The following is a 20,804-nucleotide window of genomic DNA, read 5'->3' as shown; positions in this document are numbered from 1 at the left end:
GCCATGGTCATCATCATCGGACTCGGCAAAACCGGACTCTCCTGCGTCGATTACTTCCTCGACCGCGGCGTCACGCCGCTGGTGATGGACACCCGTGCCAATCCGCCGGGCAAGGACGAGCTTCCCCCCGAGGTGGAGCTCATCCACGGGCTGGACGCGGAGCGACTCAAGCAGGCGCACATGATAGTGGCGAGCCCGGGCATCGCCCTGGCGACTCCGGAGTTGAAGGCCGCCGCCGAGTTCGGGGTGCGCATCGTCGGTGACATCGAACTGTTCGTACGTGAAACCCAGACGCCCGTCATCGCCATCACCGGCTCCAACGGCAAGAGCACGGTCACCACCCTGGTGGGTGAGATGATCGCCGAGGCGGGACTCAAGGTCGGTGTGGGGGGCAATATTGGCACCCCGGCGCTGTCACTCCTCAAGCAGCCCATGGATCTCTGCGTGCTGGAGCTCTCCAGCTTCCAGCTCGAGACCACCTACAGCCTGCGGGCCGCCGCCTCCGTGGTCCTGAACCTCAGTGAAGATCATATGGATCGCTATGCCGGCATGGCGGATTACCGCGCCGCCAAGATGGAGATCCATCAGCACTCCCAGCACATCCTGATCAATCGCGACGATCCCCAGACCCTGCCCGATGTGGGTCAGGTGTGGCAGAGTTTCGGCCTCGACTGCAACGGCTACGGTCGCTGCGAGCTGGAGGGCCGTCACTGGCTGACCTTGCACGGCGAGCCGCTCCTGGCGGTGGACGAGATGAAGATAGTGGGTGCCCACAACCAGGCCAATGCCCTGGCGGCCATGGCCCTGTGCGATGCGGTGGGCATTCCCCGCGAGGCACAACTTGCCGTGCTGCGCCGCTTTGAAGGCCTGCCTCACCGTGCCCGCTTCGTGCGGGAGGTAAATGGGGTGCGCTGGATCAACGACTCCAAGGCCACCAACGTGGGGGCGACCCTGGCCGCCGTGGCCGGGGTACGTGAAGCGGTCAAGGGCCGCCTGCTGCTGCTGGCCGGTGGCCAGGGCAAGGGGCAGGACTTCGGCCCGGTGCAGGCCCTGCTCGGCAGCCAGATCGATCACATGTACTGCTTTGGCCAGGATGCCGAGGTGCTGCTGGCCCTGGGCGAACAGACCGAGCGGGTTGCCGATCTTGACGCTGCTGTCGCCAAGGCGGCGGTCGATGCCAGGCCCGGTGACTGGGTGCTGCTGGCGCCGGCCTGCGCGAGCCTGGATCAGTTCAAATCCTTTGAAGCGCGCGGCGATCGCTTCACCGAACTGGTGATGGGCTTATGAACGCCCTTCGCGCCGTCGCAGGATTCTTGCAGCGCTGGTTGCTACCGGCGCGCCCTGCCGGCCTCTACGATCGGCAGCTGGTGGTGCTGGCCCTCGCCCTGATGGGCGTCGGGCTGGTGATAGTGGCGTCCGCTTCCATTCCTGAGGGGATCGCCATCAACAACGATCCCTTCATGTTCGTGAAGCGCCACGGCATGTTCCTGGTGATGGCGCTGGGTATCTCCTGGTTCGTGTTGCAGGTACCCATGGCACGCTGGCAGCACTACAACGGCCCCATGTTGTTGCTGGCCATCGTGCTGCTGGTGATGGTGTTGCTGGTGGGCCGCAGCGTCAACGGTTCGGTACGCTGGCTGCCGCTGGGCCCCTTCAACCTGCAGCCGGCTGAGTTCGGCAAGCTGGCGCTGTTCGTCTATCTGGCGGGCTATCTGGTGCGCCGCCAGAGCGAGGTGCGCGAACGCTTCATCGGTTTCATGAAACCCATGGCGGTGCTGTTCGTGGTGGCCATCCTGCTGCTGGCCCAGCCGGATCTCGGGTCAGTGGTGGTGATGTTCGTCACCTCCCTCGGGATGCTGTTCCTGGCCGGTGCCCGGCTGGTGCAGTTCATCGGTCTCATCCTGGTGGGGGTGAGCGCCGTGGTGACCCTGATCATCGCGGAGCCCTACCGGATGCGGCGGGTGACCTCCTTCCTTGACCCCTGGGCCGATCCCTTTGGCAGCGGCTATCAGCTGACCCAGTCCCTGATGGCCTTTGGTCGGGGGAGCTGGTTTGGCGAGGGGCTCGGCAACTCCATCCAGAAGATGGAGTACCTGCCGGAGGCCCACACCGACTTCGTGTTCGCCATTCTGGGCGAAGAGCTGGGCTACGTGGGGGTGCTTGGCGCACTCTTCCTGATTTTTGCGCTGGCAGTGAAGGCGCTCAAGCTGGGTCACCAGGCGCTGGTGGCCGAGCGGCCCTATGAAGGCTATCTGGCCATCGGCATCGGCATCTGGTTCAGCTTCCAGACTTTCGTCAACGTCGGTGCCGCCAGCGGCATGATGCCTACCAAGGGGCTGACCCTGCCGCTGGTCAGTTATGGCGGCTCCAGTCTCATCATCATGATGGTGGCGGTGAGCATGTTGATTCGTATCGATTTCGAGTTGCGCCAGGCAAGTGCCCAGGCGCGCGTGCAGGAGGTTGCGTGAGCAAGACGTTACTGGTGATGGCGGGTGGTACCGGGGGGCATGTGTTCCCCGGCCTGGCCGTCGCCGATCGCCTCAAGGCCCAGGGCTGGACCATCCACTGGCTCGGTACTGCCGATCGGATGGAGGCGGAGCTGGTGCCTGCCCATGGTTATCCCATCTCCTTCATCGACATCCAGGGGGTGCGTGGCAACGGCATCAAACGGCTGCTCGCGGCGCCCTACCGTGTCATCAAATCCGTGCTGCAGGCCCGCCAGGTGCTCAAGACCATCCAGCCCGATGTGGTGCTGGGCATGGGGGGCTTCGCCTCCGGCCCGGGTGGCGTGGCCGCCTGGCTGTCCGGCATTCCGCTGCTGCTGCACGAGCAGAATGCCGCCGCCGGCCTGACCAACAAGCTGCTGGCCCGTATCGCCAGGCGGGTACTGATGGCCTTCCCGGGTGCCTTCGCCCCCAATGCCCGTACCGCCGTGGTGGGCAACCCGGTGCGCCCCGAGGTGGTGGCGCTGCCGGATCCCCAACTGCGCAGCAGCAGCGATCCTCTGCGCCTGCTTGTGGTCGGTGGCAGCCTGGGGGCCAGGGTCCTCAACGAGCAGGTGCCTCCTGCGGTTGCAGCTGCCGGTGTGCCCATCGAGGTGCGTCACCAGTGCGGCAAGGGCAACGGGGAGGCCGTGGCTGCCTCCTATGCCGGGCTGGGGGTCGAGGCCGAGGTGAGTGAATTTATCAAGGACATGGCGGATGCCTATGCCTGGGCTGACCTGGTGGTGTGCCGCGCCGGCGCATTGACCGTCTCCGAAGTGGCCGCTGCCGGTGTGGCCGCCATCTTCGTGCCCCTGCCCCATGCGGTGGACGATCACCAGACCCGCAACGCCCTGACCCTGGTCGACGGCGGAGCGGCCGAGTTCCTGCCCCAGTCCGAGCTGACACCGGCGGCGCTGGCGTCGCGCCTATCCTGGCTCGCCGGGCGCAGGGAAACCCTGTTGAACATGGCCCAGGCCGCGCGCCGGGTCGCCATCATCGATGCTGCCGAACGGGTTGCCGATGAGTGCAAACGGCTCGCCACCGGCTGAGCCAAACGAGATGGAAGGCCAAGATGTGCCGCCAAGGCCCCGCTTCTGTCTTCGAACTGATGAATGTCGCCGAATGAAAATGGCCTGTGGCCACGAATTGAGAAAGAACTATGACCAAGGTTGAACTGGCAAAACTGCGTACCGTTATCCCCGAAATGCGCCGCGTGCGTCGCATCCACTTCATCGGCATCGGTGGCGCCGGTATGGGCGGTATTGCGGAAGTGCTTGCCAATGAAGGGTATCAGGTGACCGGCTCTGATCTGGCCCGCAACGGGGTGACCGAACGCCTGGCCTCTTTGGGCGCACACATTTTTGTCGGTCACAGTGCCGAGCATGTGGACGGTGCCAGCGTGGTGGTGGTTTCCACCGCCATCAAGCAGGACAACCCCGAGCTGCTGGCTGCCCGCGAGCTGCGTATTCCCGTGGTGCGCCGCGCCGAAATGCTGGCTGAGCTGATGCGCTTCCGTCACGGCATCGCCATTGCCGGGACCCACGGCAAGACCACCACCACCAGTCTGGTGGCGAGCATCTATGCCGAGGCGGATCGCGACCCCACCTTCGTCATCGGCGGTCTGCTCAACAGCGCCGGCACCAATGCCCGCCTGGGCAGCAGCCGTTATCTGATTGCCGAGGCGGACGAGAGCGACGCCTCCTTCCTGCATCTGCAACCCATGGTTTCCATCGTGACCAATATCGAAGCGGACCACATGGACACCTATGGTGGCGATTTCTCCAGGTTGAAGGCCACCTTCATCGATTTCCTGCACAATCTGCCGTTCTACGGCCTGGCCGTGGTGTGCGTGGATGACCCCGTGATCCGCGGCATGCTGCCGGAGATCGCCCGTCCTACCCTCACCTACGGTCTGAGCGATGATGCCGATGTGCAGGTGCTGGACTTCGTGCAGACCAGCAATCGCAGCCGCTTCCGGGTGCGCCGTGCAGGGGCGGGTGAGCTGGAGGTGACCCTGAATCTGCCGGGCATCCACAACGCCCTCAACGCCGCCGCCGCCATCGCGGTGGCAACTGAAGACGGCATCGGCGACGAGGCCATCATCCAGGCACTTTCCAAGTTTGAAGGGGTGGGGCGCCGCTTCCAGCAATATGGCGAGTTTGAAACCGGCCGTGGCAAGGCCATGCTGGTGGACGATTACGGTCATCACCCGAGCGAAGTGAAGGTGACCATCAACGCCGCTCGCGCCGGCTGGCCCGAGAAGCGGCTGGTGATGGTGTTCCAGCCGCACCGCTACAGCCGTACCCGGGATCTCTACGAAGATTTCGCGGATGTGCTTTCCAAGGTGGACGTGCTGGTGATGCTGGAGGTCTATGCCGCCGGTGAGGAGCCCATTCCCGGTGCCGATGGTCGTGCCCTGTGCCGTTCCATCCGCTCCCGCGGCACCCTGGAGCCCATCTTTGTCGCAACGCCGGACGATGTGCCCGCGGTGCTGGCCGACCTGATTGGCGAGGGGGATCTGGTATTGACCCAGGGGGCGGGTAACGTCGGTGCGCTGGCCCGTCGTCTCGGCGAGATGAAATTGAGCGTGGATAGCATGAAATCCGGTGCCTGAGGGCCCAATGAGTATTTTGACCGCCAAGCCGAGGCCTATATAATGGCGAACCGGTCTGCAAGTGACCGGCATGGCGCGTTTTACGGGGATCGATCGGGTGGAGGCAAGGGCACAAGGGCGCACCAAGGGGGGCTTCATCGCCGGGGTGGCATTTTTCATCCTGGTCATGTGGGGGCTCTACCAGACGGCGCTGGATGTTAAAGACTGGCTGACGGATGCCAGTCGGTTGCCCATGAGCGAGCTGTTGCTGCAGGGGCAACACGAATATTTGAAGGCCGATGAGTTGCGTGCTGCCGTGCTGGATGGTGCCGAACTTCGCAACTTCTTCGAGCTGGATGTGAACGAATTGCAGGCGCGTCTGAACGCTCTGCCCTGGGTGGCCCAGGTCTCGGTACGAAAGAAGTGGCCGAACAAGATCAAGGTCTATCTCACGGAACAGGATGTGGAGGCTCGCTGGAACGGTAACCGCTTCGTCAACACCAAGGGTGAGGTATTCAGTGCCCCGGACAGGGTGAAGAAGCCCCTGATGCAGTTGTCCGGGCCCGATGATCAGGCCGCCAAGGTGCTGGAAGCCAGCCATCAGTACGAAACGCTGCTGGCGGCCAAGGGATACAAGTTGCTGGGGGTGAATCTGACCCCCCGCCATGCCTGGGAACTGACCCTGGATGGCAACATTCAGCTGTTTGTGGGGCGCTCGGATATCGCGCTTCGTCTGCAGCGGTTTATCGATGCCTTTCCGGTCATCGAGCCCCGTGAGCGGGTTGCTTACGTGGATCTTCGATACGACACCGGGATGGCAGTTGGCTGGAAGAAAAGCGAAGAGAAAGTGAATGACCAACACCGCAGATAGAAATTTGATTGTCGGACTGGATATCGGCACGACCAAGGTGGCGGTACTGGTTGGCGAAGTATTGCCTGATGGCGAACTCAATGTCATCGGCATGGGCAGCCACGCTTCTCGCGGTATGGAGAAGGGCGGGGTCAATGACCTCGACTCCGTGGTCAAGTCCCTGCGCCGCGCGGTGGAAGAGGCCGAGATGATGGCAGACTGCCAGATCAGTTCTGTCTATCTGGGGCTGTCCGGCAAGCACATCGATTGCCGCAACGAGACCGGCATGGTGCCCATCTCCGACGAAGAGGTGACCCAGGAGGATGTGGACAACGTCATCCACACCGCCAAGTCGGTGCGGTTGTCTGACGAGCTCCGGGTGCTGCACGTGCTGCCCCAGGAGTTCGCCATCGACTATCAGGAAGGGATCAAGAACCCGGTCGGCCTCTCCGGCGTGCGGATGGCAGCCAAGGTGCATCTCATCACCTGCCACAACGACATGGCGCGCAACATCGAGAAGTGCGTTGAGAAGGTGGGTCTGCGGGTGGATCAACTGATCTTCTCCGCCCTGGCCTCCAGCTACGCCGTGCTGACCGAAGACGAGAAGGAGCTTGGTGTCTGCGTGGTGGACATCGGTGGTGGCACCATGGACATGTCGCTGTTTACCGGCGGCGCCCTGCGCCACACCAAGGTGATTCCCTATGCGGGCAGCACGGTGACCAGCGACATCGCCTATGCCTTCGGCACGCCGCCGCTGGATGCGGAGGCGATCAAGGTGCGCTATGGCTGTGCCCTCGGCCGCCTGGTCAGCAAGGAAGACAATATCGAAGTGCCCAGTGTCGGCGGTCGCCCGGCGCGCAGCCTGCAACGGCAGACACTGGCGGAAGTGATTGAACCCCGTTACACCGAGTTGCTCTCCATGGTGAATGACGAGCTGGTGCGGGTGCAGAGCGAATTGAAGGCACAGGGGGTCAAGCATCAGCTGGCCGCCGGTGTGGTCTTGACCGGTGGCGCGGCCCAGATCGAAGGCATTGTGGAGTGCGCAGAGCAGATCTTCCAGAGCCAGGTCCGGGTGGGCGAGCCCATGAATATCCGGGGATTGAGTGACTACGTACAGGCACCGGTGTACTCGACTGCGGTCGGGTTGTTGCAGTACGGCCGCACCAACCAATCCACCGGCAGTAACAAGGAATATGCCGCCAAGGCAAGCGTAGGTGGGCTGGTCAAACGGGTCAGCAACTGGTTGCGTGGCGAGTTCTAAAGATTTTGCTGAGTCAGGCAAATAAAGCGGAGAGACAACATGTTTGAATTTATGGATAGCCACACTGACGAAGCCGTCATCAAGGTGATAGGTGTGGGTGGCGGCGGCGGCAACGCAGTCGAGCACATGGTTCGTCAAAACATCGAAGGGGTCGAGTTCATCACCGTGAACACCGACGCCCAGGCACTGCGCAACTCCAGTGCCAATACCACCTTGCAGATCGGCGGTGGCATCACCAAGGGTTTGGGTGCCGGGGCCAACCCGGAAGTGGGTCGTGACGCCGCCATGGAAGACAGGGAAGCGCTGCGCGAGCTGCTGACCGGTTCCGACATGGTGTTCATCGCTGCCGGCATGGGTGGTGGTACTGGTACAGGTGCTGCACCGATCGTGGCCGAAGTGGCCCGCGAGATGGGTATCCTGACCGTTGCCGTCGTGACCAAGCCGTTCTCCTTCGAAGGGAAGAAGCGGATGGGCTTCGCCGCTCACGGCATCGAAGAGCTCTCCAAGAACGTCGACTCCCTGATCACCATCCCCAACGACAAGTTGCTGAAGGTACTGGGTCGCGGCATCTCCTTGCTGGACGCCTTCAAGGCGGCCAACGACGTGCTGCTGGGTGCGGTGCAAGGCATCGCCGAACTGATCACCCGCCCGGGCCTCATCAACGTCGACTTCGCGGACGTGCGGACCGTGATGCGCGAGATGGGTACCGCCATGATGGGTACCGGCTCCGCCTCCGGTGACGACCGTGCCGAAGAAGCGGCCGAGAAGGCCATCTCCAGCCCGCTGCTGGAAGACGTGGATCTGGCCGGTGCCCGCGGCATCCTGGTCAACATCACTGCCGGCATGGACATGACCATCGAAGAGTTCGAGACCGTGGGTAACGCGGTCAAGGCCTTCGCGTCCGAGAACGCCACCGTGGTGGTGGGTACCGTAATCGACCCGGAAATGCACGACGAACTGCGCGTTACCGTAGTGGCGACCGGTATCGGTGCCGAGCGCAAGCCCGACATCACTCTGGTCAAGAACAACATGGTTCAAGAGCGTCCGGCTCGTCAGCCCCTGATCAGCGAAGCCCTGCAGTCTCGCGTGATGGAAAAGGCCCCGGCCAAGGTGGTGAACGCCGAGCCGCAAGCTCGTCGCGAACCGGATTATCTCGATATTCCTGCGTTCCTGCGCAAGCAGGCAGACTAAGCCTCTGATGGCTCTGGTTTGTTTGTTGCTTAAGGATTGTGCTAAGATGGCCCGGCAACGACCATCTGGTCAGGAATTTGAGCTGTTAAAGCGGATACGCCCATGATTAGACAAAGAACCTTGAAAACGAGTGTCCAGGCCACCGGTGTGGGCCTGCATTCGGGCCGGAAAGTCACTATGACGTTCCGTCCGGCGCCTGTTAACACAGGGATCGTTTACTTGCGTACCGATCTGAATCCTGTGGTCGCGCTGCCAGCCAACGCCGATCAGGTGCGTGATACCGTGCTTTGTACCGCTCTGGTGAACGAAGCCGGTGTTCGCGTGTCGACCATCGAACACCTGTCTGCCGCTCTGGCCGGGATGGGCATCGACAACCTCTATGTCGAGGTTGATGCCCCCGAGATCCCGGTAATGGACGGCAGTGCGCATCCGTTCATCTATCTGCTGCAGGAAGTGGGTATTCGTGAACAGAACGCACCTAAGCAGTTCGTGCGGATCAAGCAGAGCATCCGGGTTGAAGACGGCGACAAGTGGGCGGAATTCCACCCCTACCGCAACGGCTTCAAGATGGATCTCGAGATCGATTTCCAGCATCCGGTGTTTGAAGGCCGCAACCAGCGTTGCGTGCTGGACTTCTCCGGCAGCTCCTTCGTGAAAGAGATCAGCCGTGCCCGTACCTTCGGCTTCATGCGTGACATCGAGTACCTGCGTTCCCAGAACCTGGCACTGGGCGGCAGCCTGGAAAACGCCGTGGTGCTGGATGACTACCGGGTGCTGAACGAAGATGGTCTGCGCTACGAAGACGAGTTCGTGAAGCACAAGATGCTGGATGCCATCGGCGATCTGTACATGTGCAATCGCAGTATCATCGGTGAATTCCGTGCCTACAAGACGGGCCATGCCCTGAACAACAAGCTGCTGCGTGCCCTGCTGGCCCAGCAGGAGGCCTGGGAACTGGTGACCTTCGAGGGTGAGGGCGACAAAGCGCCTATCGCTTACTACGACAACGGTCTGGTTCTGGCCTGATAGCTGTGCAACAGGACGTCGGTCATCTCTCCGCACCGACGTCCTGTCATTTGTTTATTCCATCCTTTAATACCGATTATCTCCCGGTTTTATTGCCCGTGCAGGCCTTTGGCCTCACCTGACCGAGAAGACAGATTTCTATGAGTATTACCCTGATCCTCCACGGTAAGCAGCGCCGCAGGTTGCACTTACCCAAACAACGGCTGGCCTGGGTCGGCGGTATTCTCTTCACTGTATTGGCCTTGGGGGGCGGCTGGCTCTGGCAGAGCTGGCAGCAGAAAATGGAGGCGCTGGAAGTGGCGCTGACCCTGGCGCAGCAGCAAAAATCCACGCAAGGGGCCGATGAAGCCCGCGAACAGCTTGCCATGCTGGCCGCCCAGGTGGGCACCATGCAGGGACAACTTGGTCGCCTCAACGCCCTCGGCGAGCGCCTGACCGAGAAGGCGGACCTCGATCCCGAGGAGTTCAACTTCAAGGAGCTGCCCCCGATGGGCGGCCCTTCCTACGATGCAGACCTGGAAGTCAGCCTGGGTGAACTGCAAGATTCCATGGAACACCTCAGCCGTCAGCTCAGCAGCCGCGAAGAACAGCTGTCGGTACTTGAATCCTTCATCATGAACCACCATATCACCGATGCGGGTTTCATCCCCGGCTCACCGGTCAAGCAGGAGCGTGTCTGGATCTCCTCCGGTTTCGGTGGGCGGGTCGATCCGTTCAACGGTCGCGCCAAGATGCACAAAGGGGTGGATTTCCGCGGCAGGCCCGGCACCCCCATCCTGGCGACAGGCAAGGGGATTGTCAGCTGGGCGGGGCGCCATCCGGAGTTTGGCAACATGGTGGAGATTGACCATGGCAATGGTCTGGTCACCCGCTATGCCCACAATTCCAAGTTGCTGGTGGATGTGGGCACCCTGGTCGATGAGGGCCAGAAGATTGCCCTGATGGGGCGAACCGGTCGTGCAACCGGAGTTCATTTGCATTACGAAGTGTTGAAAGATGGTCGTCAGGTCAACCCCGCGCGCTTTCTGAATACCAGACGGGGTTAGGTTTTTTCTTCAGGTTCCAGTGACGGAACGCTTATATAACCAAAACAGTTGGTACCCATGATTAGCACACTGCTCACCAAGATTATCGGCAGCCGGAACGACAGAACGCTCAAGGCTTTGCGCAAAATTGTAAAACAAATCAATGCGATGGAACCTCAATTCGAGGCACTGTCCGATCAGGAACTGCAGGCGAAGACCGCCGAGTACCGTCAACGTCTGGAGCAGGGCGAAACACTGGAGCAGTTGCTGCCGGAAGCGTTCGCCACCGTCCGTGAAGCCTCCCGCCGTGTGTTCGGCATGCGTCACTTCGACGTCCAGCTGATCGGCGGCATGGTGCTGAACTCCAACCGCATCGCCGAAATGAAGACAGGTGAAGGTAAAACCCTGACGGCCACCCTGCCGGCCTACCTGAACGCCCTGACCGGCCGCGGTGTGCACGTCGTGACGGTGAACGACTATCTGGCCAATCGTGATGCGGAAGCCAACCGCCCGCTGTTCGCCTTCCTCGGCATGACGGTGGACTGCAACGTGCCCGGCATGGATGCGTCCCAGAAGCGCGATGCCTACGCTGCCGACATCACCTACGGTACCAACAACGAATTCGGTTTCGACTACCTGCGCGACAACATGGCATTCTCGCCGGAGCAGCGCGTACAGCGTCCGCTCAACTACGCGCTGGTGGATGAGGTGGACTCGGTGCTCATCGATGAAGCCCGCACCCCGCTCATCATCTCCGGTCCGGCGGAAGACAGCTCCGCCATGTACACCCAGATCAACAAGTTGATCCCGCTGCTGGTCAAGCAGGACAAGGAAGACTCCGAGGAGTACACCGGCGACGGCCACTACACGGTGGACGAGAAGAACCGCCAGGCGCTGCTGACCGAAAACGGCCAGATCTTCGTGGAAGAGCTGCTCAAGAAAGAGGGACTGCTGGCCGAGGATGACTCCCTGTTCTCCGCCACCAACATCAGCCTGCTGCATCACGTCAATGCCGGCCTGCGTGCGCACACCCTGTTCGAGCGCAACGTCGACTACATCGTCCAGAAGGACGAGATCGTCATCGTCGACGAGCACACCGGCCGCACCATGCCGGGTCGTCGCTGGTCAGACGGTCTGCACCAGGCGGTCGAGGCGAAGGAAGGGGTCAAGATCCAGAACGAGAACCAGACCCTGGCCTCCATCACCTTCCAGAACTATTTCCGTCTGTACGACAAGCTGGCGGGCATGACGGGGACTGCCGATACCGAAGCCTTTGAATTCCAGCAGATTTATGGCCTGGATACCGTGGTCATCCCGACCAACAAGCCGATGGTGCGCAAAGACATGGGCGATCTGGTCTACCTGACCGCCCAGGAGAAATACGCGGCCATCGTGCAGGACATCCGCGAGTGCGTGAAGCGCGGCCAGCCCGTGCTGGTCGGTACCGTCTCCATCGAGAACTCCGAGCTGCTTTCCGGCATCCTGACCAAGGAAAATATCCCGCACAAGGTGCTGAACGCCAAGTTCCACGCCATGGAAGCGGAGATAGTCGCCCAGGCAGGCCAGACCGGCGCCGTCACCATCGCCACCAATATGGCCGGTCGTGGTACCGACATCGTGCTGGGCGGCAACTGGCAGGCGGAAATCGCCCAGTTGGAGAACCCGACCGAGGAGCAGATTGCCGAGCTGAAAGCGGCCTGGCAGGTGCGTCACGATGCGGTATTGGCCGCCGGTGGTCTGCACATCATAGGTACCGAGCGCCATGAATCCCGTCGTATCGACAACCAGCTGCGCGGCCGTTCCGGTCGTCAGGGTGATCCGGGTTCCTCCCGCTTCTACCTCTCCATGGAAGATACCCTGATGCGGATCTTCGCCTCCGACCGCGTGACCGGCATGATGAAGAAGCTGGGCATGGAAGAGGGCGAGGCCATCGAGCATCCCTGGGTGACCAAGGCCATCGAGAATGCCCAGCGCAAGGTGGAAGGTCGCAACTTCGACATCCGTAAAAACCTGCTCGAGTTTGACGACGTGGCCAACGATCAGCGCAAGGTGGTCTACGAGCAGCGCAACGAACTGCTGGACACCAACGACATCTCCGAGACCATTCACGTCATCCGTGACGACGTCTACGGCGCCATCATCGATGAGTACATCCCGCCCCAGTCCCTGGAAGAGATGTGGGACGTGCCGGGTCTGGAAGCGCGTCTGAAGTCCGATTTCGCCCTGGATCTGCCGCTGCAGCAGTGGCTGGCGGAAGACGACAAGCTGTATGAAGAGAAGCTGCGCGAACGCATCCTGGATGAAGCCACCAAGCTCTATGCCCACAAGGAAGAGCTGGTCGGCAAGGAGGTGCTGCGCAACTTCGAGAAGGCGGTGATGCTGCAAACGCTGGATGGTCTGTGGAAGGAGCACCTGGCGGCCATGGATCACCTGCGCCAGGGCATCCATCTGCGCGGCTACGCCCAGAAGAACCCCAAGCAGGAGTACAAGCGCGAATCCTTCGATCTGTTCACCCAGATGCTGGAAACCCTCAAGCGCGACGTGGTCAGCATCCTGAGCCGGGTACAGGTGCAGGAGCGGGATGTGGAGGCGATGGAAGAGCAGCAGCGCCAGCAGGCCGAAGCCGCTCCCCGTACCTACACCCATGCCACGGCCGAAAACCAGCTGGCTGACGAGGATACGGGTGGGGGCGAGGGCCATACCACCTTCGTGCGCGACGAGCAGAAGATCGGGCGCAATGATCCCTGCCCCTGTGGTTCGGGTAAAAAATACAAGCACTGTCACGGTCAGCTGACCTGACACCCTGCCATGATGAATACACCGCCTCCGGGCGGTGTATTCATTTTCGGACCAAGGAGGGGACGATGAGCAGATTGCCGGCGGGATGGGATGGGGAGGCACATGGGCACTGGCTGCAGGAGAGACGCCAGGAGGCGATCCGTTGTGTGCTGAGCAGGCTGAACGCAGAGACGAACAAATCTGTTCCCCTGCAACTGCAGTTTGCCTATTACCTCTTTTTGTCCGGCGATCCCGCCTCGGCGGCCCAGGTGCTGACGCTGGCGTACCGGTCCGCACCCGATAACACTGAGGTGCTGCGCAATCTCTGTGTCTGCCTCTCGCGCTCCGAACAACATGAGCGGGCCGTGATGCACCTGGTCGAACTGGTGCGGCGCGAGCCGGATGATTATCTGGTCCATGACGGGCTTTGCACTTCCCTTGCCAAGCTGGGACGCCATGAAGAAGCGGCACAAGCGGGAACCCGTGCCCTGACTCTCAAGGATGAGGCCGTCTCGCAGCCTGTCGCGGGGTGGGTGCTGCCGGCAGAGGGGCCGGATGACTGGCTCGCGGAGCAGGGGGAGAAGCAGGCAGTCATCGCCTTCTCCTTGTGGGGAGTACAGCCCCGCTATTTGCGGGGAGCGCTCGACAATGTGCTGGCCGCAGCTTACCTCTATCCGGGCTGGCGGGTGCGTTTTTATGTGGATGGCAGTGTCCCTCAGGGGTTTCTGGCCTGCCTGCAAGAACATGGCGCCGAGATAAAGGTGCAGCCCGATGGCCAATCCCAGCGTCAGCGCCTCTGCTGGCGCTTCCAGGTCGCCAATGATCCCGGAGTGGGGCGCTTTCTTGTGCGCGATGCGGACTCCGTGCTGAATCTGCGGGAGCGGCTTGCGGTCGATGACTGGCTTGCATCGGGGCGCTGGTTCCATATCATGCGTGACTGGTGGAGCCACACCGATCTGGTGCTGGCCGGCATGTGGGGCGGTGTGGCCGGTGTGCTGCCTCTCCTTGCGCCGCTGATGGCGAGCTATCAGCCCAGTACCATGGAAACACCGAACATCGACCAGTGGTTCTTGCGAGACTGTTTATGGCGCTATCTGCGCCAGAGCGCGCGGGTACACGATCGTTGTTTCACTCCGCCCGGTGCGGTGCCCTGGCCGCAGGTTGCGCCGCCGGGCAATGAGCATGTCGGGCAGGATCTCTTCAGGGCCCGGGGGGATCAGCAGGCCATTCGGCTTGCCCCCTGGATCGCCCGTTTGCCGTGTTTACGCTGAGGACAATGATGGAACAGAAGAAACGGATCTGGGTGGCGGTGGGCGTCATCGAGAACGAACGGGGCGATATCTTCATCGCCAAACGCTCAGCCGATCGCCATCAGGGGGATCGCTGGGAGTTTCCCGGTGGCAAGGTGGAGTCGGGGGAGGATCTGCTCACCGCGCTGGACAGGGAATTGTGGGAAGAGATCGGGATCCGGGTGCAGGATTGTGCCCCCTTCATGGAGCTGCACCACGACTACCCCGACAAGCAGGTCTTGCTGGATATCTGGAAGGTGACCCGCTTCCACGGCGAGCCCTTTGGCAAGGAGGGGCAGGAGTGCCGCTGGGTGCCACTGGCCTCGCTGCACGAATACCGCTTCCCGGATGCCAACGGCCCCATCGTCGCGCGGTTGCAGGCCTCGCTTGCCTGAAAGGATCGATACCAACGAAAAAGGGCCTGAGGGCCCTTTTTTGATCGTGAAGTGTTTATTGCCAGGGATCGCCCTGTTCCGGGTCGGGCAGCAGATCCGGGTTGATCTCGCCCGGGATGCGCTTCTGTTCATCCGCCCACTCGCCGAGGTCGATCAGCTGGCAGCGCTTGCTGCAGAAGGGGCGAAACGGGCTCTGCGGACCCCATTCGATCTCGCTCTGACAGGTCGGACACTTTACCTTGGTCACCATGGGGCGCTCCTCAACAACAGGCGAGCTGGAAGGAGACGTCGCCTATCTGCTGCTCCGTCGTCGGCAGGAAGCGCAGGGCGAAGCGGTTCTTGTGGCCGCTCAGGGTTGGATAGCAGGGCTGGGTGCCCGCCAGACGGATGCGGATCAGTTCAGCCCCTTCGGCAGTATCCTGGAAGAAGCCGTTGGTGGCCACCTGGTCGCTGAAGTTGCCCGACTCGCGCCACAGGCGCAGCAACAGGGAGATGGCGTTCATCAGCAGGGTGATGTCACTCAGCCATTGCTGCATCTGCTGGTGGCGGGTGACGGCCGGGGTCGCCAGCCAGTGGTGCAGTTGCGGCACATCGAAGGCGCACAGACCACCCGGAATGGAGAAGCGCTGACGAATGGAGCCGAGCAGGCGATCCTCTTTCAGACGGGCGCCGGGGCGCGGGGAGTTCAGCAGGTTGCGGGAGAGCTGGGTGCTCTCCTGCTGCATCCGCTGGATCTGCTCGAGATCGACGTCAGGCAGACTGGCCCAGTGGTTTAGGCGTTGGCCGAGGCGCTCCAGATCCTTGATGAGATCGGCACGCAGGTCACCACGCTCCAGCAACTCCTGCAAATCGAACAACCCCTTGAAGAAGGCGATATGTGCCCAGGACTGGTCACTCTCCAGATTGTCGCGGATCTGGGAAAACAGGGACTCCAGACGAAGATAGGTCCGGCTTTTTTCATTGAGGGGAAAATCGTAAATCATGCCTAATCCTGGCCAGCCATAAACCGGCCTAGTGTACTCACAGTTGGTGGGCTTGTTGAGAGGCAAATGCCAGATATGTCTGGTGCAGGGCGAAAATTCGCTGCCAGATGGTCTCACTCGTACCACTCTGGTTGTCCAGGACGTCGTCGGCCATCGCCAGGCGCTCGCTGCGGCTCGCCTGGGACGCCAGTATCGCCTGGGCCTGTTCCCGACTGACGCCATCGCGGCGGCAGGTACGCTCGATTTGCGTCGCTTCGTCCACATCGATCACCAGTACCCGATCGGCGAGGGAAGTGAGCCTGTTTTCCACCAGCAAGGGGACGACCATCAGGCAGTAGGGGGAGCGGGTTGCCGCACACTGGCGCAGCATCTCGGTGCGGATGAGGGGATGGAGCAGGGCATTGAGCCACTCCTTGGCCTGCGAATCGGTGAAGATCCGCTCTCGCAGCCGGCGGCGATCGAGCTGGCCATCGGGGGCAACGACATCCGGGCCAAAATGGGCGGCGATGGCAGCCAGAGCAGGGGTGGCGGGCTCCACTACCTCGCGGGCGATGATGTCCGCATCCACCACCTCGATGCCCAGCTCGGCAAAGCGGTTGGCAACCGTGGTCTTGCCGCTGCCGATTCCCCCTGTGATTGCGACTACATACATGGGTCAGAGATCCTTTTGCTAGAGCACGACATCAAGATACCAGCGGGTGATGCTATCGCCCCACAGCAGCGTTATCCAGCCCGCGATGGCGAGATAGGGGCCAAAGGGAATGGGTTTGCCCTGGTGGTGGTTGCGCAGCAGGATGAGACCGATGCCGATGATGGCGCCCGCCAGCGAAGAGAGCAGCAGCACGATGGGCAAGGCTTGCCAGCCGAGCCAGGCGCCCAGCGCCGCCAGCAGTTTGAAATCCCCGTACCCCATCCCTTCCTTGCCGGTCAGCAGCTTGAAGGCCCAGTAGAGGCTCCAGAGCACCAGATAACCCGCCATGGCGCCGACCACCCCATCGGCCAGGGGCACGAAACCGCCCGCCAGATTGAACAGCAGGCCACCCCAGAGCAGGGGCAGGGTGAGCTGATCCGGCAAGAGCATCTTGTCCAGGTCGATGAAGGTCAGTGCGACCAATGTCCAGGTGAGCAACAAAGCGGCAAGGGTGCCCCAGCCGGGGGAAAGCGCGGCTGCTACCGAGACCGACAGCAGGGCGGTGAGCAGCTCGACCAGGGGATAGCGAGCCGAAATGGGGGCGTGGCAGTTGCGGCAGCGCCCTCTGAGGCATAACCAGCTCAACAGGGGAATGTTCTCCAGCGCCCCTATGGGGTGGTCGCAGTGGGGGCAGTGGGAGCGAGGCACCATGAGGTTGTACCGTCCGGTTGCAGGAGGAGTCTCTTCACCGTCACCGAAATAGTCGCTGTATTCGGCATACCAGGCCCGCTCCATCATGATGGGCAGGCGATGGATCACCACGTTCAGGAAGCTGCCCACCATCAGGGAGAAAAGGAAAATCAAGGAGAGATAGAGCCAGGGCAAGCCCTGGGCCAGTTCGATCAAAGGCACCATAGATCAATCGCTTGTGTCGGGAACGGGGATGACAGATGGCCGGGGGAAATGTACCGCCCGGCCCTCTGTCGAGGGGGTCAGTGTATCACAGAGCCCAGCTTGAAAATGGGGAGGTACATGGCCACGACCATGCCGCCGACCAGCACCCCGAGCACCACCATGATGATGGGTTCGAGCAGGCTGGTGAGGCCGTCGACCATGTCGTCCACTTCCTGTTCGAAAATGGCGGCGACCTTGGAGAGCATGTCGTCGATGGCGCCGGATTCCTCACCGATCATCACCATCTGGGTCACCATGTCGGGGAAAAGATCCACGGTGCGCATGGCGACGTTGATCTGCATGCCGGCCACCACCTCGTTGCGAATGGCCATGGTCGCAGTGCGATAGACATAGTTGCCCGATGCTCCGGCCGCCGAGACCAGGGCATCCACCAGTGGGATACCGGCGGAGAAGGTGGTGGAGAGGGTGCGGGCAAAACGGGCCATGGCCGCCTTGTGCAGTATGTTGCCCACCACGGGAATGGTGAGGATGAACTTGTCCGTGTTGTCCCTGACCTTCTGGGATTTTCGCCAGGCCCGCACATAGAGGAAGACGGCGAGAGCCGCGCCGCCAAAGATGGCGTACCACCACTCCTGCATAAAGCGGGAGATGGTGATGACGAACCGGGTAAAGGCGGGCAGCTCGGCACCGAAGCTCTTGAAGATATCCTCGAACTGGGGAATGACGAAGAGCAGCAGGATGGAGGTGACGACGATGGCCACCAGAATGACCATGGACGGATAGAACATGGCCTTCTTGATCTTGGATTTGAGGGCTTCGTTCTTCTCGCGGTAGATGGCAATCCGGTCGTAGATGGTCTCCAGAGCACCGGATTGCTCGCCTGCCTCGACCAGATCGCAGTAGAGATCATCAAAGTAACGGGGATGGCGGCGCAGCGCCTCCGACAGCGGGGTGCCGGTCTCCACATCGGCGGCGATCTGGCCGATTAGTTCGCGCACCGCCGTCTTTTCATGGCCGCGGGCGATGATCTGCAGGCTCTGCACCAGAGGAACGCCGGCGGAGAGCATGGTGGTGATCTGACGGGAGATGACGGCGATATCCATCGGCTTGATCCGGGCGCCGCCCTTGGAGAACAGCCCCTGTCCCTGCTTGCTGACCTTGGTGACATTGACGCCCTGCTTGCGCAGCTCCGCCTTGACGGTATTGATGCTGTCGGCCTGCAACTCGCCAGACACCTTCTGTCCCTTGCGATTGAACCCGTGCCAGCGGAAGGAGAAGACCTTTTTTGGTGCGTTCTGTTTTTGAGCTAATGTGGCCATCACTGCATCCTGCAATTGGGCGACGGTAGCCGGGTGCTGCTGCCCATCCGGCTCATCTTGGCTTGAAGAACATCATCGGGGTGATGGCAGCGGCTTCACCCGGTGAGATGACTCGAACACAGCGTACTCAGTTGGTAGTGATCCTGTTTATTTCGGCCAGGCTGGTGACTCCCAGGCGGGCTTTTTCAAGGCCGGAGGTGCGCAGGGTGCGCATCCCTTCCTTCTGGGCGATGGCCGCGATTTGCAGCGAGTTGGCTCCCTGCATGATCAGCTTGGCGATGTTGTCTGACATCAGCATGATCTCATAGATCCCGACCCGCCCTCGGTAGCCTCCCGAGCACTCCTTGCACCCCACGGGTTTGAACAGTTGCAAGCCGGCGGCCAGTTGCTGCTGGGTAAAGCCCAGCTCCAGCAGCTCGGCTTCTGGCACCACCTCGGGCGCCTTGCAGTGATCGCACAACTTGCGGGTGAGGCGCTGGGCCATGATGAGGGTGACCGAGGAGGCGATGTTGAAGGCGGGGACACCCATGTTCATCATCCGGGTGAGCGTCTCGGCCGCCGAGTTGGTGTGCAGGGTGGAGAGCACCAGGTGGCCGGTTTGAGCGGCCTTGATGGCGATCTCGGCGGTTTCCAGATCCCGGATCTCGCCCACCATGACGATGTCGGGATCCTGGCGCAGGAAGGAGCGCAGGGCGCTGGCGAAGGTGAGCCCCGCCTTGGGATTGATCTGTACCTGATTGACACCGGGCAGATTGATCTCCACCGGGTCTTCGGCGGTGGAGATGTTGACCTCGCTGGTATTGAGAATGTTGAGACCGGTATAGAGCGACACCGTCTTGCCTGACCCTGTGGGGCCGGTGACCAGTATCATCCCCTGCGGCTTGGAGAGGGCATGCAGATATTGCCCCTTCTGGCGGTCGTCGAAACCGAGTTGATCGAGATTGAGCCTTGCCGCCGATGAGTCCAGCAGCCGGATGACGATCTTCTCGCCCCACATGGTGGGCAGGGTATTGACCCGCATGTCCATGGATCTGTTGCGCGAGATCCTGAGCTTGATCCGGCCATCCTGGGGCAGGCGCCGCTCGGCGATGTCGAGCCGCGCCATCACCTTGAGGCGAGCCGCAAAACGGTTCGCCAGGTTCACCGGCGGGGTGGCGATTTCGTGCAGTATGCCGTCGATCCTAAAGCGGATCCGGTACTTTGTCTCATAAGGTTCGAAGTGAAGATCGGACGCGCCGCGCTTGATGGCGTCCATCATGATCTTGTGGATGTACTTGACGATGGGGGCGTCATCGTCGGCCGTATTGACGCTCTCGTCGAGGCGGGAGTTCTCGTCGGAGACCTCGAGTTCCGAGATCTCCGCCTCGTCGATATGGTCCACACCGAGCACGTCCTGCTCGCTCTCCATCAATTTGCCGATGGCGGCGGTCAGCTTGCTCTCCTCGACCAGCAGGGCCTCCGTGTGCAGGCCGAAGCTGAAGCCAAAATCCTCCAGGGCCGACACATTGGTCGGATCCGACATGGCGATATAGAGGGTGTGGCCCTGGGTATAGATGGGTAGAACGTGATGTTTTTCAATCAGCTTTTGATTGAGGTATTTCTGCGGGATCTCGGCGAGATCGAAGGCGGCGAGATCCAGCAGAGGTACCCCATACTCCAGCTCGCAAAAGTCGGCGAGGGTCTTGCTGTCGAGGATGTCGTTTTCAATCAGGAAGGTGACAAAGGGCTTGCGCTGCGCCCTGGCCTGGCTCAGATAGCGCTGTGAGTCAGGCTCACTGAGAAGGGAGGAAGCGGCCAGGCTGGTGGCCAGGCCGCTATTGAGGCTAGAGGTCATGCGTTAGCACATACCAGCTTGAGCGCATGTTCCTTCTGTTCTTGCCCAGTTAACTTGCTTTGAGTCTTCAATCGTACCAGACAAGACAAAGGTGGGGTTTGCTGGATCCAGAGAATCAAAGTCTGCACCGCTTTTAACTTGGATATATACCCCTCCAGGGCGGGATCGTGAATGTTTTTTAACCATGTAAACAGGTTTGACCTCACGATCTGACTATGATCTTATGTGCTC

The 20,804-nt window shown here is 61.4% G+C and carries 18 protein-coding genes; 12 read left to right on the top strand and 6 right to left on the bottom strand.

Annotation, left to right across the window (positions count from 1 at the left end):
• Window positions 1–3: 3 nt before the first annotated feature.
• From murD to mutT, 12 genes are all read left to right on the top strand, one after another.
• Complete coding sequence (gene murD, locus OKC30_RS08440; protein WP_041211794.1) at window positions 4–1,287, top strand: UDP-N-acetylmuramoyl-L-alanine--D-glutamate ligase; 1,284 nt, start codon at window positions 4–6, stop codon at window positions 1,285–1,287.
• Entirely contained in the window at window positions 1,284–2,468 is a 1,185-nt protein-coding gene (gene ftsW, locus OKC30_RS08435; RefSeq protein ID WP_270663444.1) for a cell division protein FtsW, read from the top strand. The genes murD and ftsW overlap by 4 nt, the downstream gene beginning before the upstream one ends.
• Complete coding sequence (murG, locus tag OKC30_RS08430) at window positions 2,465–3,532, top strand: undecaprenyldiphospho-muramoylpentapeptide beta-N-acetylglucosaminyltransferase (protein ID WP_010675835.1); 1,068 nt, start codon at window positions 2,465–2,467, stop codon at window positions 3,530–3,532. Before ftsW ends, murG begins: the two co-directional genes overlap by 4 nt.
• Before the next feature lie 110 nt (window positions 3,533–3,642).
• A complete protein-coding gene (gene murC / locus OKC30_RS08425; protein WP_041211792.1) occupies window positions 3,643–5,097 on the top strand; it encodes a UDP-N-acetylmuramate--L-alanine ligase in 1,455 nt (484 codons plus the stop codon).
• A gap of 97 nt (window positions 5,098–5,194) precedes the next feature.
• Window positions 5,195–5,947 carry a cell division protein FtsQ/DivIB gene (locus OKC30_RS08420; protein ID WP_270663455.1) on the top strand — a complete coding sequence of 251 codons (753 nt, stop codon included), beginning with the start codon at window positions 5,195–5,197 and terminating at the stop codon, window positions 5,945–5,947.
• A complete protein-coding gene (ftsA, locus tag OKC30_RS08415; RefSeq protein ID WP_010675832.1) occupies window positions 5,928–7,187 on the top strand; it encodes a cell division protein FtsA in 1,260 nt (419 codons plus the stop codon). Before OKC30_RS08420 ends, ftsA begins: the two co-directional genes overlap by 20 nt.
• Before the next feature lie 39 nt (window positions 7,188–7,226).
• Complete coding sequence (ftsZ, locus tag OKC30_RS08410) at window positions 7,227–8,378, top strand: cell division protein FtsZ (RefSeq protein WP_270663441.1); 1,152 nt, start codon at window positions 7,227–7,229, stop codon at window positions 8,376–8,378.
• 102 nt (window positions 8,379–8,480) lie between these two features.
• Window positions 8,481–9,404, top strand: coding sequence for a UDP-3-O-acyl-N-acetylglucosamine deacetylase (gene lpxC, locus OKC30_RS08405; RefSeq protein ID WP_010675831.1), 924 nt, complete (start codon window positions 8,481–8,483; stop codon window positions 9,402–9,404).
• Window positions 9,405–9,544: 140 nt separating this feature from the next.
• A complete protein-coding gene (locus OKC30_RS08400; RefSeq protein ID WP_270663439.1) occupies window positions 9,545–10,450 on the top strand; it encodes a M23 family metallopeptidase in 906 nt (301 codons plus the stop codon).
• Window positions 10,451–10,507: 57 nt separating this feature from the next.
• On the top strand, window positions 10,508–13,228 hold the full coding sequence (gene secA, locus OKC30_RS08395) for a preprotein translocase subunit SecA (protein ID WP_270663438.1): 2,721 nt from the start codon (window positions 10,508–10,510) through the stop codon (window positions 13,226–13,228).
• 65 nt (window positions 13,229–13,293) lie between these two features.
• A complete protein-coding gene (locus OKC30_RS08390; RefSeq protein ID WP_160837906.1) occupies window positions 13,294–14,478 on the top strand; it encodes a tetratricopeptide repeat protein in 1,185 nt (394 codons plus the stop codon).
• An 8-nt stretch (window positions 14,479–14,486) separates the two neighbouring features.
• Window positions 14,487–14,891 (top strand): 8-oxo-dGTP diphosphatase MutT, encoded by a 405-nt coding sequence (mutT, locus tag OKC30_RS08385; protein WP_171864957.1) that lies wholly within the window; start codon window positions 14,487–14,489, stop codon window positions 14,889–14,891.
• A 55-nt stretch (window positions 14,892–14,946) separates the two neighbouring features.
• Here the strand turns inward: mutT and yacG are convergent, their stop codons facing one another.
• The 6 genes from yacG to tapB all read right to left on the bottom strand — a co-directional run bounded on the left by yacG (window position 14,947) and on the right by tapB (window position 20,573).
• A complete protein-coding gene (gene yacG, locus OKC30_RS08380; protein WP_039040499.1) occupies window positions 14,947–15,141 on the bottom strand; it encodes a DNA gyrase inhibitor YacG in 195 nt (64 codons plus the stop codon).
• Between the two features lie 10 nt (window positions 15,142–15,151).
• Complete coding sequence (gene zapD, locus OKC30_RS08375) at window positions 15,152–15,874, bottom strand: cell division protein ZapD (RefSeq protein WP_043154103.1); 723 nt, start codon at window positions 15,872–15,874, stop codon at window positions 15,152–15,154.
• A gap of 37 nt (window positions 15,875–15,911) precedes the next feature.
• Window positions 15,912–16,526, bottom strand: coding sequence for a dephospho-CoA kinase (coaE, locus tag OKC30_RS08370; protein ID WP_049637196.1), 615 nt, complete (start codon window positions 16,524–16,526; stop codon window positions 15,912–15,914).
• An 18-nt stretch (window positions 16,527–16,544) separates the two neighbouring features.
• Window positions 16,545–17,420 (bottom strand): prepilin peptidase, encoded by an 876-nt coding sequence (locus tag OKC30_RS08365; RefSeq protein ID WP_270663433.1) that lies wholly within the window; start codon window positions 17,418–17,420, stop codon window positions 16,545–16,547.
• 77 nt (window positions 17,421–17,497) lie between these two features.
• Entirely contained in the window at window positions 17,498–18,739 is a 1,242-nt protein-coding gene (locus tag OKC30_RS08360) for a type II secretion system F family protein (RefSeq protein WP_049637197.1), read from the bottom strand.
• 127 nt (window positions 18,740–18,866) lie between these two features.
• Window positions 18,867–20,573 (bottom strand): PilB family type IVa pilus assembly ATPase TapB, encoded by a 1,707-nt coding sequence (tapB, locus tag OKC30_RS08355; protein ID WP_270663429.1) that lies wholly within the window; start codon window positions 20,571–20,573, stop codon window positions 18,867–18,869.
• Window positions 20,574–20,804: the final 231 nt, after the last annotated feature.

It is taken from the genome of Aeromonas sp. QDB18, assembly GCF_027705325.1.
Taxonomy (GTDB): Bacteria; Pseudomonadota; Gammaproteobacteria; order Enterobacterales; family Aeromonadaceae; genus Aeromonas; species Aeromonas caviae.
Note: the sequence above shows the minus strand (reverse complement) of the source record. Positions and strands in the feature narration are given on the sequence as shown.

Excerpts from the sequence above, each read along its gene's own strand:
- OKC30_RS08400 (WP_270663439.1), top strand. The coding sequence starts at position 9,545 with ATGAGTATTACCCTGATCCTCCACGGTAAGCAGCGCCGCAGGTTGCAC.
- yacG (WP_039040499.1), bottom strand. The coding sequence starts at position 15,141 with ATGGTGACCAAGGTAAAGTGTCCGACCTGTCAGAGCGAGATCGAATGG.
- mutT (WP_171864957.1), top strand. The coding sequence starts at position 14,487 with ATGGAACAGAAGAAACGGATCTGGGTGGCGGTGGGCGTCATCGAGAAC.
- ftsZ (WP_270663441.1), top strand. The coding sequence starts at position 7,227 with ATGTTTGAATTTATGGATAGCCACACTGACGAAGCCGTCATCAAGGTG.
- OKC30_RS08360 (WP_049637197.1), bottom strand. The coding sequence starts at position 18,739 with ATGGCCACATTAGCTCAAAAACAGAACGCACCAAAAAAGGTCTTCTCC.
- murD (WP_041211794.1), top strand. The coding sequence starts at position 4 with ATGGTCATCATCATCGGACTCGGCAAAACCGGACTCTCCTGCGTCGAT.
- ftsW (WP_270663444.1), top strand. The coding sequence starts at position 1,284 with ATGAACGCCCTTCGCGCCGTCGCAGGATTCTTGCAGCGCTGGTTGCTA.
- zapD (WP_043154103.1), bottom strand. The coding sequence starts at position 15,874 with ATGATTTACGATTTTCCCCTCAATGAAAAAAGCCGGACCTATCTTCGT.
- OKC30_RS08365 (WP_270663433.1), bottom strand. The coding sequence starts at position 17,420 with ATGGTGCCTTTGATCGAACTGGCCCAGGGCTTGCCCTGGCTCTATCTC.
- murC (WP_041211792.1), top strand. The coding sequence starts at position 3,643 with ATGACCAAGGTTGAACTGGCAAAACTGCGTACCGTTATCCCCGAAATG.
- coaE (WP_049637196.1), bottom strand. The coding sequence starts at position 16,526 with ATGTATGTAGTCGCAATCACAGGGGGAATCGGCAGCGGCAAGACCACG.
- secA (WP_270663438.1), top strand. The coding sequence starts at position 10,508 with ATGATTAGCACACTGCTCACCAAGATTATCGGCAGCCGGAACGACAGA.
- ftsA (WP_010675832.1), top strand. The coding sequence starts at position 5,928 with ATGACCAACACCGCAGATAGAAATTTGATTGTCGGACTGGATATCGGC.
- lpxC (WP_010675831.1), top strand. The coding sequence starts at position 8,481 with ATGATTAGACAAAGAACCTTGAAAACGAGTGTCCAGGCCACCGGTGTG.
- tapB (WP_270663429.1), bottom strand. The coding sequence starts at position 20,573 with ATGACCTCTAGCCTCAATAGCGGCCTGGCCACCAGCCTGGCCGCTTCC.
- OKC30_RS08390 (WP_160837906.1), top strand. The coding sequence starts at position 13,294 with ATGAGCAGATTGCCGGCGGGATGGGATGGGGAGGCACATGGGCACTGG.